At 40.8% G+C, this 12,233-nt stretch carries 13 protein-coding genes; all 13 read right to left on the bottom strand.

Features of this window, described 5'->3' with window-relative positions:
* Positions 1-24: 24 nt before the first annotated feature.
* The 13 genes from ACTJJQ_RS15255 to ACTJJQ_RS15195 all read right to left on the bottom strand — a co-directional run bounded on the left by ACTJJQ_RS15255 (position 25) and on the right by ACTJJQ_RS15195 (position 12,232).
* Positions 25-525 carry a YaiI/YqxD family protein gene (locus ACTJJQ_RS15255; RefSeq protein WP_008342395.1) on the bottom strand — a complete coding sequence of 167 codons (501 nt, stop codon included), beginning with the start codon at positions 523-525 and terminating at the stop codon, positions 25-27.
* 261 nt (positions 526-786) lie between these two features.
* Positions 787-1,608 carry a pyruvate, water dikinase regulatory protein gene (locus ACTJJQ_RS15250; protein WP_440600355.1) on the bottom strand — a complete coding sequence of 274 codons (822 nt, stop codon included), beginning with the start codon at positions 1,606-1,608 and terminating at the stop codon, positions 787-789.
* A 25-nt stretch (positions 1,609-1,633) separates the two neighbouring features.
* Complete coding sequence (locus tag ACTJJQ_RS15245) at positions 1,634-2,272, bottom strand: helix-turn-helix transcriptional regulator (RefSeq protein WP_024423017.1); 639 nt, start codon at positions 2,270-2,272, stop codon at positions 1,634-1,636.
* Between the two features lie 166 nt (positions 2,273-2,438).
* Positions 2,439-4,484 (bottom strand): glycine--tRNA ligase subunit beta, encoded by a 2,046-nt coding sequence (gene glyS / locus ACTJJQ_RS15240; RefSeq protein ID WP_241511284.1) that lies wholly within the window; start codon positions 4,482-4,484, stop codon positions 2,439-2,441.
* Positions 4,477-5,364, bottom strand: a complete 888-nt coding sequence (gene glyQ, locus ACTJJQ_RS15235; RefSeq protein WP_003217487.1) for a glycine--tRNA ligase subunit alpha — start codon at positions 5,362-5,364, stop codon at positions 4,477-4,479. Before glyQ ends, glyS begins: the two co-directional genes overlap by 8 nt.
* 329 nt (positions 5,365-5,693) lie before the next feature.
* Positions 5,694-6,464, bottom strand: coding sequence for a DNA repair protein RecO (gene recO, locus ACTJJQ_RS15230; protein WP_366968157.1), 771 nt, complete (start codon positions 6,462-6,464; stop codon positions 5,694-5,696).
* Positions 6,465-6,499: 35 nt separating this feature from the next.
* Positions 6,500-6,643, bottom strand: coding sequence for a YqzL family protein (locus ACTJJQ_RS15225; protein ID WP_008342408.1), 144 nt, complete (start codon positions 6,641-6,643; stop codon positions 6,500-6,502).
* Positions 6,644-6,790: 147 nt separating this feature from the next.
* Positions 6,791-7,696 (bottom strand): GTPase Era, encoded by a 906-nt coding sequence (era, locus tag ACTJJQ_RS15220; protein WP_440600354.1) that lies wholly within the window; start codon positions 7,694-7,696, stop codon positions 6,791-6,793.
* Positions 7,689-8,087 (bottom strand): cytidine deaminase, encoded by a 399-nt coding sequence (locus tag ACTJJQ_RS15215; protein WP_008342410.1) that lies wholly within the window; start codon positions 8,085-8,087, stop codon positions 7,689-7,691. Before ACTJJQ_RS15215 ends, era begins: the two co-directional genes overlap by 8 nt.
* Before the next feature lie 112 nt (positions 8,088-8,199).
* The gene (locus ACTJJQ_RS15210; protein ID WP_242730675.1) at positions 8,200-8,586 is read right to left on the bottom strand and encodes a diacylglycerol kinase family protein; all 387 of its coding nucleotides are present in this window, start codon (positions 8,584-8,586) and stop codon (positions 8,200-8,202) included.
* Complete coding sequence (gene ybeY / locus ACTJJQ_RS15205; protein ID WP_007501310.1) at positions 8,564-9,043, bottom strand: rRNA maturation RNase YbeY; 480 nt, start codon at positions 9,041-9,043, stop codon at positions 8,564-8,566. Before ybeY ends, ACTJJQ_RS15210 begins: the two co-directional genes overlap by 23 nt.
* Positions 9,044-11,158 (bottom strand): HD family phosphohydrolase, encoded by a 2,115-nt coding sequence (locus tag ACTJJQ_RS15200; protein ID WP_423232571.1) that lies wholly within the window; start codon positions 11,156-11,158, stop codon positions 9,044-9,046.
* 114 nt (positions 11,159-11,272) lie between these two features.
* The gene (locus tag ACTJJQ_RS15195; RefSeq protein ID WP_008342419.1) at positions 11,273-12,232 is read right to left on the bottom strand and encodes a PhoH family protein; all 960 of its coding nucleotides are present in this window, start codon (positions 12,230-12,232) and stop codon (positions 11,273-11,275) included.
* Position 12,233: the final 1 nt, after the last annotated feature.

The following is a 12,233-nucleotide window of genomic DNA, read 5'->3' as shown; positions in this document are numbered from 1 at the left end:
ACTCCGTCGTACATTATTCGCCTTTTAATTCAAAAATCCTTCATGATTCGACAGGATTTTTTGTAGTTGGGCAATAAATCGCTTTTTATCCTCTTCTAAAAGCTTTTTGGGACCTTTTCCGTATACACCTTTTCTTCGCTGTTTACTGGAAACATGCCTGCGTTCCAAATCAAAATCAATTGTTTCGTTTGTGTACATTCGTCCTCTTTCAGACAGAACAATGACTTGTCTTGGAAGCAGTAAGGAGGCCAGACCAATATCCTGGGTGACAACAATATCGTGCTTGACAGCTAAGTTCGCAATGACTAAATCTGCTGCTTCCTTATGTGTATCAACAAACCGCCAATCTTCAAGTGGTGATCGTTTGGTTTGAAAATGCTCATATGAAGCAATGAAAGTCACAGGTACTTGAAATTGAGATGCGACAGAAAGGATTTCGTCTTTTACAGGACAAGCATCTGCATCGACATAAATCGTCCTTTCTTTTTTACGTTCATTCAGGTGACTAATTCTCCATCCCTCCACCTTATTCCTGCTTTAGAGAAGCAAAAAGACCATACTTTTCCCCCATAAAGCAATCAACAGTAAAACTCATTTTGTCGAAAAGTTATGTTCAGAATCACTTGACTTCTGCCAATATTAGTTTATTCGTTCTTGACTTAACTTAAACCTAAAATCAATCATTTTATCACAATTTTTTATTATAATACAAATGCAGCAAATATGCTATTGTTTTTGTTTACCCGTTTCCCACCATAGGAAAAACCCAGGAGGAGCATCCTGAGTTTATTCGGAACCTCTTTTGGTCATCATTTGATGAATGACATTTGCTGTCTCCTCAACTGCTTTATTCGATACATCCACAACTTGACAGTTAATGCGGTCAACCACTTTTTCAAAATATTCTAGTTCCTCTTTAATCCGCTCGATATTCGCATAAATGGCACGGTCATTTAAACCGAGTGATTTTAAACGTTCTTTACGGATATGATTTAGTTTGTCTGGACTAATTTTCAGGCCGATGCATTTTTTGGGATCAACTGAGAATAACTCCTCTGGCGGATCAACTTCAGGAACAATCGGAACGTTTGCTACCTTCAAGCGTTTATGTGCTAAGTATTGAGAAAGTGGTGTCTTAGACGTACGCGATACACCAATCAGCACAATATCAGCCTTTAGAATACCTCTTGGGTCCCGGCCATCATCATATTTCACAGCGAACTCAATGGCTTCTACCTTTTTAAAATAGTCCTCATCTAATTGACGTACACGACCTGGCTCATGTTTCGCTTCATTTCCATATGCCGTCTCCATTTTATCAATAAGTGGACCGATAATGTCATAGTACACGACGCCATTCGCTTCTGCTTCTTCTATTAAGAATTGGCGCATTTCTGGCACAACAAGAGTAAAGCAAACGATCCCATTATCTGCTTTCGCCAATGAAATCACTTCTTTAATCGTACCGACATCCTCTACATATGGGATTCTTCTAATATTTGAATGGTCGGATGAGCCGCCATCAAATTGGCTAAGTGCCGCTTTGACCACGAGCTCTGCCGTTTCTCCTACTGAATCTGATACAACAAAAATTACGCGATTACTCATAACATCCCCTCGCAGTCTTCTGTAATTAGATAATTTCGTTCTCTGATAAGCTAACAAGTATTTTCGTCATGTTTGTTTTCGTAATTCTGCCGACCACTTCAAAGCCTTTATCCGTATCTTTTATAACAGGAAGTGCATCTATTTGCTTTTCAATCAAGTGCTTGGCCACATCCATAATAAAATCTTCTTTGCGGCAAACGGTAATGTTCGGCATTCTTGTCATAATAATATGGACAGGTATAGATGGAAGCTCTTGTTTCCCAATACTTGCTCGAAGGAGGTCTTTTCTTGATAACACGCCTGTTAATATAGAGTGATCGTCCACAACGAATAATGTGCCCACATCCTCTAAAAACATCGTACAAATCGCATCATAAACCGAAACATTCTCGTGTATCACGACCGGAATGGACTGAAAATCTTTCACTTGAAGTTTTTTCAGCTTATCTGCCAGAAGCTGCGTGCCTGTTTTGCCTGTAAAAAAGTAGCCGACCCTTGGTCTTGCTTCTAAAAAGCCAGACATCGTTAAAATGGCTAAATCCGGTCTGAGGGTAGCCCTTGTTAAGTTCAGCCGATCGGCGATATGCTCTCCAGTGATCGGACCATTCTCTTTGACAATCTGTAAAATCTGCTCTTGCCGTTTATTTAACTCGATTGTACTCACCACCTTTAAATAGAGAGAGCGAATCCTTACTTTATGTATATCAATTTCATAACTCATCATATTATAGCGCATCTTTGTCCGAATGAAACAAAAATCCACTCAAAAACCGTGAATTAAATGAGTAAAAAACGATTGCCCTTCGAAAAAGGCAACCGTTCTTAGGTATTTATTTTACAATTAAATTGTTCATATTCGCAAATGATTGAATGACTTTTGCAAGTTTGACCATTTGTGCTAAACGATTTTGTTTCAGTTTTTCATCATCGGCATGAACCATGGTATGGTCGAAATAATGAACAATTGGTGCCTTTAACGTATCTAACGCTTCAAGTGCTGAATGGTACTGTCCACTTGCCATATGCTCGTTGACGGCTTTTTCCGCTTGCTGATACGCTTCAAATAGCTTTTGTTCGTGTTCATTTTCAAACAGTTCAGGCTGAATCTGTGCGTCTTCCCCTTTTTTACTGATTGAAATGACGCGGCCTAGTGCCTCAGCCGTTTCTTTGAAACTCTCCTGTTTCACGCTCTCTTCAAGAACAGCCGCTTTTTTCACAACCGCATATGGTTCAATATTTTCAACATCAAGGACTGCTTCCACTACGTCATGACGGATATGTTCTGCTTGGAGAACATATTTCAAACGGTGTGTTAAAAATTCAATGAGAGCCACTTCATGTTTAGTCTCTACTTGAGCTAGTGCTAAAAGCTCTTTAAATGAAAGATTCCATTGGCGGTCGAGCAGGATTTGAACGATACCGCTCGCTTGTCTTCTTAATCCATAAGGATCTTGAGAGCCCGTTGGAATGACATCAATTGAGAAGAATGAACAAATAGAATCTAACTTATCCGCCACTGCAACAATCGCCCCAATAAGTGTTGACGGCGCATCGTCACCAGCAAAACGCGGCATATAGTGCTCGTTGATACTTTTTGCCACTTCTTCATGCTCGCCAAGTGCTCTAGCATATTTTTCACCCATGATTCCTTGCAGTTCTGGGAATTCATAGACCATCTGAGTCACAAGGTCAAATTTAGAAATACTGGCTGCTCTTGCAGCGCGTTTAGACGTTTCTTCATCTGCACCCACATGACTAGCAAGGCGAACGGCAATGTCTGTTACTCTTTTCAGCTTGTCGCCAATCGTGCCAAGTTTCTCATGGAATACGACTTTATCAAGCTTTTGAATGTTGTCTTCAATGACGAGTTTTTCGTCTTCTTTATAGAAAAATGCCGCATCTGATAAACGTGCACGAAGGACCTTTTCGTTCCCTCTTGCCACATTTTCAAGTGCCTCACTGTTTCCATTTCTGACCGTAATAAAGTGCGGCAGTAATTCCCCTTGTTCATTTTTCACAGGGAAATAACGCTGATGCTCTTTCATTGTCGTAACAAGCACTTCTTCCGGTAGCGCAAGAAATTCTTCTTCAAAAGAACCAAATAGAACGGTTGGATATTCAACGAGATCGTTCACTTCTTCTAGAAGCTCGGGATCAACTGGAATGACCCAGCCTTTTTCGGAAGAAAGCGCATGTAATTGCTCAGTAATTAATTGTTTTCTTTTATCTGAATCTACAATCACAAATTGATCTCTTAATGTTTGCTCATAAGAAGCTGGTGTGTCAATGCTGGCTGTCGTCCCTAGGAAACGATGTCCTCTAGTCTCCCGTCCGCTTTTCACTCCTGCAATTTCGACAGGAATGATCTCTTGGCCAAATAAACAAACAATCCATTTAATTGGACGGATATAGCGTAAATCCTCGCTTCCCCATCTCATGTTCTTTGGAAAACTCAATGAAGCGGCAATGTCACCCAATGCTGGAAGAAGGTCTTTGACTTGCTTTCCTTCTTGAAACTTTTGGACATGGACATAATCCACACCTTTAATGTCTTTGAAATAAAGATCATCTGTTGAAGCGCCTTGTCCGCGGGCAAAACCTTCGGCAGCTTTTGTCCAATTGCCTTCAGCATCTTGAGCAATCTTTTTAGCCGGTCCTTTTGCTTCTTCTTTGATGTCCTCTTGTTTTTCTGCAACACCTTTGACGAGTACAGCTAGACGTCTTGGTGAATTAAATAAAGCAACGTCTTCGAATGAAATATTTTGCGCTACGAACCAAGCTTTTACTTTGTCACCTAGCTGCTTTGTGCTTTCTGGCATGAAACGAGCCGGCATCTCTTCTAAGCCGATTTCAAGTAATACATCTTGTTTATTCATGAGAAGCCGCCTCCTCTTTTAGCATAGGGAATCCTAGTTTTTCTCGTTCTTCGTAATATGTTTTGGCTACTTTTCTCGCTAACTGACGTACTCTTCCGATATAACCTGTTCGCTCAGTCACAGAAATCGCGCCTTTGGCATCAAGCAGGTTAAAGGTGTGAGAACATTTGAGTACATAATCATATGCCGGGTGAACAAGCCCTTTGTCCATTTGGCTATGTGCTTCTTTTTCATATGTTGTAAATAAATCGAACAGCATATCCGTATTAGATGTTTCAAACGTATACACAGAATGCTCGTATTCAGCCATTAAGAATAAATCTCTTACAGTAAAGCCATCTGTCCATTCAAGGTCAAACACATTTTCTTTGTCCTGAATGTAAGAAGCAAGGCGCTCAATTCCGTATGTGATTTCAACAGAAACTGGCTTACATTCTAAACCGCCAACTTGCTGGAAATACGTAAATTGCGTAATTTCCATTCCATCAAGCCAAACTTCCCAGCCAAGTCCTGCGCAGCCAAGAGATGGGTTTTCCCAGTTGTCTTCAACAAAGCGGATATCATGTTTTAGCGGGTCAATGCCAAGCGCCTTCAATGATTCTAGATACAGTTCTTGAATATTGTCAGGTGATGGCTTAATGATCACTTGAAATTGATGATGCTGATACAATCTGTTTGGGTTTTCTCCATATCTGCCATCAGCCGGGCGTCTTGAAGGTTCTACATAGGCTACCTTCCATGGCTCTGGCCCAATGCTTCGCAGGAACGTGTATGGACTCATCGTTCCAGCACCTTTTTCTGTGTCATATGCCTGCATTAATACGCAGCCTTCATTTGACCAATGCTTTTGCAGTGTCAAAATCATGTCTTGAATATTCAATGATCGCACCTCCATCTTTTTTACACCATCCGCTATGTATGGCGGTGGGGCCTAGAACCTTTTTGCAAAACACAAAAACTCCCGTCTCTATGCTCACAAGGTTCCTTGCAAACATAGGGACGAGAGTTTTTCCCGCGGTTCCACCCTATTTGCTGGTGTCGTAGCACCCAGCCGCTTTGTTTTACGTTGCTCAAGAATGCCTTTCGTTACGTGTCCATCCTTAGCTCACACCGCCCTAAGGTCGCTTTTATGGCTGATACGTAAGTACTTCTTTCTGTCAATGCAACATATTTGATCTTAGATGATCTTACAAAAAGTCATGAGAGATGTCAACTTTTGTTTTCACCGTCCATTAGCTTTTTCATGGATTCCATTTGATTCATGAATTTTTTTGATTTTAAATAAAGACCTGAATACTCTTCATAATAATGATCGAGCACTTGACGAATTTCTTGTTTCGTTTGTGGTTTCACGTCAACCTGACCAAGCCTTGATAAATCAAAATAATGAAACAAACGGAGCAGTCTTGCTGCTGCTGGGGATAAGGGCAGTTTATATGGATCTTTAGAAAAGCATCGCTTACAGATGAATCCGTTATCTCTAATTGAGAAATGGAACTGCCCTTCTTTTTGACCGCAGTGTACACATTGGTCCAGTTCAGGCTTCAACCCCATCACTGACAGCATTTTAACCTCTACGATAAATAAAATAATATCAGCATCTGTGCCTTCATTGAGATGGCGTAAAGATTGAAGAAGAAGTTCAAACAAGTAAGGGTTTGGCTTCTTTTCTTCTGTTCCTTTATCAAGTAATTCTGTCATATATGCGGCATATGCGGTCAGAAATAAATCTTCCCGAATGGTCCGCATGCTTTCCATCATTTCACCTTGCTGGAGCGTTCCAAGTCCTGTTGATGATTGGATCAGGAAGGTTCCGTATAAAAACGGCTGGCTTATGGCTGACAGGCGGCTGTTCGATTTCTTAGCGCCTCTTGCCATCACACCAATTTTCCCATGTTCTCTAGTGAGCAGCGTGACAATTTTGTTTGTTTCGCCATAATCTGTTGTTCTAAGGACGATTCCTTCACTTTTAATGAGCATTTGTCTACACTCCGAGCATTGGAGGGGGTCAAGAATTATAAGATTGGAAAATCAAGTCGTGCTATTTCTTCTTCAAGTACATCGGGTCTTTCCAGGTTCTCCTTTTCTAACTCTTTGAAAAGCAGATACGTGTCAACGCTTCCTGTTTGTGAAAATACGTTCCATGTAAAATTCAACATAAAAACCCCACCTTTCTTTATTAGAAGCAGCAACGCTACATCCAACATATTAATTTTATCTTGACCAGGCTACCTCCATTTCATGATAAACAATTTTTACTAATCGAACCGCACCATTGTCAGATCTACTAACAACTGTATAGGTTTTTAATATTCGTCTTCTCTAAATCCGAAATCACGAAGATGTGTGGATTTATTACGCCAGTCCTTCTGCACTTTTACCCAAAGCTCTAAATACACCTTTGAGCCTAAAAGTGCTTCAATGTCTCTGCGCGCTTTTTGTCCCACTTCTTTTAATAAGCTGCCGCGCTTACCAATCACAATCCCTTTTTGTGAATCACGTTCTACGACGATGGTCGCTGCAACATGAATCTTGCCGTTTTCATCTGGCTTGATCGATTCAATCGCAACCGCAATACTGTGAGGGATCTCTTCTCTCGTTAAATGCAGCACTTTTTCACGAATTAATTCAGAAATAATAAATCGCTCTGGGTGATCTGTTACTTGATCTGCCGGATAAAATTGAGGGCCTTCTGGAAGATAACCTTCAATTTGCTGAAGAAGCGTATCAATGTTGTTGCCTTCAAGTGCTGAAATTGGCACAATTTCCTTAAATGGGTAACGTGTGCGGTATTCATCAATTAAAAGGAACAGTTCATCCGGATGAATTTGGTCAATTTTATTGACGACAAGGAACACCGGTGTCGATGTTTGCTTTAGTCGTTCAATGATGAATTCATCACCTTTGCCATAGCCTTCCTGTGCGTTGATCATAAACAAGATCAGGTCGACTTCCTTGAGTGTATTTTGAGCCACCTTCATCATAAAATCGCCAAGTTTGTGCTTCGGTTTATGAATTCCTGGTGTATCGATAAAAATCGTTTGTGACGTGTTCGTTGTCAGAACACCTTGCACTTTGTTTCGAGTCGTTTGGGGCTTATCACTCATAATCGCAATCTTTTGTCCAATCACACGATTAAGAAAGGTCGATTTCCCTACATTTGGTCTTCCAATAATTGATACAAATCCTGATTTGAAGCTTTCGTTAATCATTTAAATCCTCCGGTGAAAATGCGCCTGGCAATAGTTCGTTTACTGTCGTTTCGTATATATGTCCTTTTAAGTTCGTTAGAATCACTGGCATATCAGGTGCACATAGCTCTGAAATGACCTGTCTGCATGCGCCGCATGGTGAAACAGGCCGATCTGTATCAGCCACTACTGCAAGCATTTGAAAAGATGTGATGCCCTCTGAGTAAGCTTTAAAAAGTGCTGTTCTTTCCGCACAATTACACATACCATATGCTGCATTTTCAATATTGCAGCCGCCATACACTTTTCCGTCATGCGATAATAATGCTGCACCGACTTTGAATTTAGAATAGGGTACATATGCAAAATCTCTTGCTTTGACTGCTTCTGAAATCAACTCTTGTTTGTTCATTCTAGTTCCCACTTTCAGAAGAAATGGTACCACTGTCACATTTATATTTTACATAATTCACGTGACATTTTCACGCCCATTTCTAAAAATGTTAATAAATAGTAATATTGTTCTATTGCATGATCTTCGGTAAGAAGATCATCAACCCAATCATAACCGAAATGGCGGCGTAAACGCAAACAGCGCCTGCTGCCGCGTCCTTCGCTCTCTCAGCAAGAGGATGCTTCTCTTCTGTGAAAAGATCTACTGTATGTTCAATCGCTGTATTCACAAGTTCTAACGCAAACATCCCGCCACATAAAAGCAGAATGATCATCCATTCAACCGGATGAATGTGAAACCAAAAGCCGCAAATCACCACGATGATGGCTGCGACTGTGTGAAACCGAAAATTCCGTTCATTCAAGAAAGTTCGCCATATTCCTCTAAATGCATAATAAAAACTCCGAAAAAAACGGACAAGCGGCGTTCGTTTCTTACGATGATCTAGAAAGGCCATAATCATCCAAGATTTTTGTCTGTTTGGCGAACATTTCTTTTTCATCTTCTTCTGTCATATGATCATAACCAAGCAAATGAAGAAAACCATGAATCGTTAAAAATCCTAGCTCTCTCATGAAGGAATGTCCATATTCCTCTGCTTGCTCTTTCGTACGATCAACACTAATGATAATGTCACCAAGTACAGGCGGAATGTCATCAGCTCCAATGATTTCAATTTCCCCTTCGCCTTCTTCCTCAAGTGCAAATGAAATTACATCTGTTGGTGCATCTTTTCCTCGGTATTCTTTATTAATTTGATGAATTTCTTCATTTGAAACGATCGATACTGATACTTCTGCTTGATCTTTTACTTCAAGAGCATCCGCAGCAAATTGAAGAAGCTTTTCCACTTCTTCAAGCTGCTCTTTCGATACTTGTCCTGTTTCATCTATTAAATCGATTAACAATGTCATTTACTTCACCTTCTGCTTCGGGGCATCTGGATATTCAATCCGAGAATGGAAAATCCCCTTTAATGTTGTACAAATTGTTTGACTAATAATATTTAATTCTTTAAATGTCAGATCACATTCACTAAATTGCCCATCCTGCATCTTATCTGAAATAATGCCTTTGACAAGCTTTTCAATCCGCTCAGGGTTTGGATTATGCATCGAACGAACCGCCGCTTCCACGCTGTCAGCTACAGAAATAATGGCCGCTTCTTTCGATTGCGGTTTTGGACCAGGATAACGAAATTCTTCTTCTGTCACCTGATCATCCCGTTCTTTTGCCTTATAGTAAAAGAACTTCAGCAGGGACTTTCCGTGATGCTGTTCTGCAATGTCCACAAGTTCCTCTGGAAACTTCTTTTCTCTCAGCATTTCAGCACCATCTGTCGTATGGGCAATAATAATATTTTTGCTCAGCTGAGGAGAAAGCTTGTCGTGCGGATTATCAATGTTCATTTGATTTTCAATAAAGTATTGGGGTCTTTTCGTTTTTCCAATGTCATGATAATAAGCTCCAACCCTTGCTAACAATCCATTTGCACCGACTGCTTCACATGCAGCATCCGCTAAATTCGCCACCATGACACTATGATGATATGTACCTGGCGTCTCTGTTAAGATCTTTTTCAGCAGCGGATGATTCGGGTTCGATAATTCAATAAGCTTCATGGTCGAAAGAATGCCAAACATGCTCTCAAAGACTGGCATTAACCCAATAACCAAAATAGCCGATGCAAACCCTGACACAATCGCCATGATGAGGTTCACACCTATTTCAAGCCCTGATGGAGAAGAATTTTGAATCAGCGTAATGGACAGCACAACAAGTACATTCACCAAAGCTACCCAAAGCCCCGCCTGCAAAATTTTTGATCTCGCATTATGTTTTCTCAAAAATAAAATCCCCGCCATCCCGCTTATTAGATAATAAGCACAGATGACATAGTTAAAGACGCCTGTTACTCCTTGATTAAACATCATACTGCCGCAAAGGGCAAATACAAGGCCGGAGAAGATCGCCAGCCGCTCATTGATCAGCAGCTTAATCAGCATCGTGCCAAGTGCCACAGGCACGACGTAGCCGATGGTTGTATATTTGGTTTCCTGGAAGAGACTGAATACTTCCATGATGATTAAAATAATGGTGAAAATAAGCGAGTACAGCAGTAACGATTTATTCTTATGGACGAGCGACTTTTTCCTCGATTCCAGTGAGTGGACAATCGCCGCTAAGAAAAGACCGATTAAGATGATAAGACCGCTTACAGGCTTAAACAAATTGGAGCTGTTTAAAAGACCGGTCAGTTCTAATTTACGATACACTTCACGGTCAATGAGCTCGCCTTCTTCCACTAAAATTTGCCCTTGCTTGATTTGAACCGGCTGGATATTATCAGCTGCTTCTTGTCTTTTCTTCTCTGTTGCCACCGGGTCAAATACATAGTTTGGAATAATCGCAAATTCACCAATTTCTTTCGCTGCATTTAAATATTTTGACGGAATCGAATTGTTTTCAAGCTCTGCTTTCACTTGTTTCTTTTCATCTTGCAGCTTAGAAGCTGTGATTTCTTTACCCATGAGCGAATTGACCACTGTGATGATGGAGTCCTTTGTAAAAGAAAGGTTTTCGTCGCTTGCTTGGAGCAGTGCTTTAATCGATTGATCCGAAACAGCTTCCTGCATATCCGTCGTGAGTTTCTCTTTTACATGCTTCACCATCTCTTGATCTGTTGGCGGGTTCTCTTTGTCATCAGCTGCTGCTTTCTTCTCTTCTTTAATGGCTTCAAAGAGGGATGAAATGAGGTCAACACGATTATCAGAATACGCTTTTTTGAGTGTATATTGGTCTTCCACTTGATCCGTTGCTTCTTGTTTCTTTTCTTCTGTTGCTTCTTGGTCATCAACGGTAGACGGAGAATAGATGGTCTGTTCGCTCACTGAAAACAAATCTAGGTCGAGCGATTCAGGCTTTACATGGAAGAAGAGCACCACAAACATGATGGCCGCTAAACCAGCGTATAGCAGTACGTTTAAATAGCGTGAGCGCTCCATTTTCTGAGGTTCTTTTTTAGACAGCAGCCTTTTGCGCTTACTGCCTTTCTGATTCTTTCTCAAGGAAAGTACCTCCTTTTTTACTTTAAACCACGATCGAAACAAAATGACCCGATTAAGGCGATCGGGTCACTCAGTTCATTTTTGCTTTTCGTATGCTCCAATGATCTTCGCCACAAGCGGGTGTCTGACCACATCTGTCTGATCTAATTCAATGAATGAGATACCCTTGATCTCAGCAAGCATGTCCTTTGCAGCCGCAAGACCTGACTGCATACCTTTAGGCAGATCAATTTGTGTAATATCTCCTGTAATGACCATTTTAGAACCAAAGCCTAGTCTCGTCAAAAACATTTTCATTTGAGCTGGCGTTGTATTCTGCGCTTCATCTAAAATCACAAATGCATCATCAAGCGTCCGCCCTCTCATATAGGCAAGAGGGGCAATTTCAATCACTCCGCGCTCAATTAAACGTTCCGTATGATCACTACCAAGCACATCGTGCAAAGCATCATATAGCGGTCTTAAATAAGGATCAACTTTTTCTTTTAAATCTCCTGGCAAAAAGCCAAGACTTTCTCCTGCTTCAACAGCTGGCCTTGTCAGGATAATCCGTTTGACATGTCCATTTTTCAGGGCATGTACGGCGTTGACCACTGCCAAATACGTTTTACCTGTACCAGCAGGTCCAATCCCAAAGACCAGATCATCTTTTTTCATTGCCGCAGCATATTCACGCTGGCCGATCGTTTTGACTCTGATCGACTTTCCTTTGGCATTTTTCGTAATTTCATCTTCATACATATTTTCAAAATAATTGAGCTTGTCTTTTTGCGCCATTTTAATGGCATAGACAACATCCCGTTCAGAAATCTCAATTCCTTTACGAATGAGATGTAAGAGAGATGTAATCAAACGGCTCACAGTATCTCTTGATGCTTCCTGACCAGAAACATACACTTTCTCTCCACGTGTGATAATGGAGACATTCAGCTCGTTTTCCATCAGTTTCAGATAAGCATCTTGATTGCCAAATAAAGCAATGGCTTCGTTTGGACTATCCAATTTTTGTTGAATCTCAAGTAAATGTTCTGTCATT

The sequence above is a fragment of the Bacillus sp. 22483 genome, assembly GCF_052044605.1.
Taxonomy (GTDB): domain Bacteria; phylum Bacillota; class Bacilli; order Bacillales; family Bacillaceae; genus Bacillus; species Bacillus altitudinis.
This window is presented reverse-complemented; position numbering and strand designations above follow the sequence as displayed.

What these genes read in the sequence shown, in the direction of transcription:
- ACTJJQ_RS15250 (WP_440600355.1), bottom strand. Translation starts at nt 1,608, where the DNA reads ATGAGTAATCGCGTAATTTTTGTTGTATCAGATTCAGTAGGAGAAACG.
- glyS (WP_241511284.1), bottom strand. Translation starts at nt 4,484, where the DNA reads ATGAATAAACAAGATGTATTACTTGAAATCGGCTTAGAAGAGATGCCG.
- recO (WP_366968157.1), bottom strand. Translation starts at nt 6,464, where the DNA reads ATGCTCATTAAAAGTGAAGGAATCGTCCTTAGAACAACAGATTATGGC.
- ACTJJQ_RS15225 (WP_008342408.1), bottom strand. Translation starts at nt 6,643, where the DNA reads ATGTTGAATTTTACATGGAACGTATTTTCACAAACAGGAAGCGTTGAC.
- era (WP_440600354.1), bottom strand. Translation starts at nt 7,696, where the DNA reads ATGATTAACGAAAGCTTCAAATCAGGATTTGTATCAATTATTGGAAGA.
- ACTJJQ_RS15215 (WP_008342410.1), bottom strand. Translation starts at nt 8,087, where the DNA reads ATGAACAAACAAGAGTTGATTTCAGAAGCAGTCAAAGCAAGAGATTTT.
- ACTJJQ_RS15210 (WP_242730675.1), bottom strand. Translation starts at nt 8,586, where the DNA reads ATGGCCTTTCTAGATCATCGTAAGAAACGAACGCCGCTTGTCCGTTTT.
- ybeY (WP_007501310.1), bottom strand. Translation starts at nt 9,043, where the DNA reads ATGACATTGTTAATCGATTTAATAGATGAAACAGGACAAGTATCGAAA.
- ACTJJQ_RS15195 (WP_008342419.1), bottom strand. Translation starts at nt 12,232, where the DNA reads ATGACAGAACATTTACTTGAGATTCAACAAAAATTGGATAGTCCAAAC.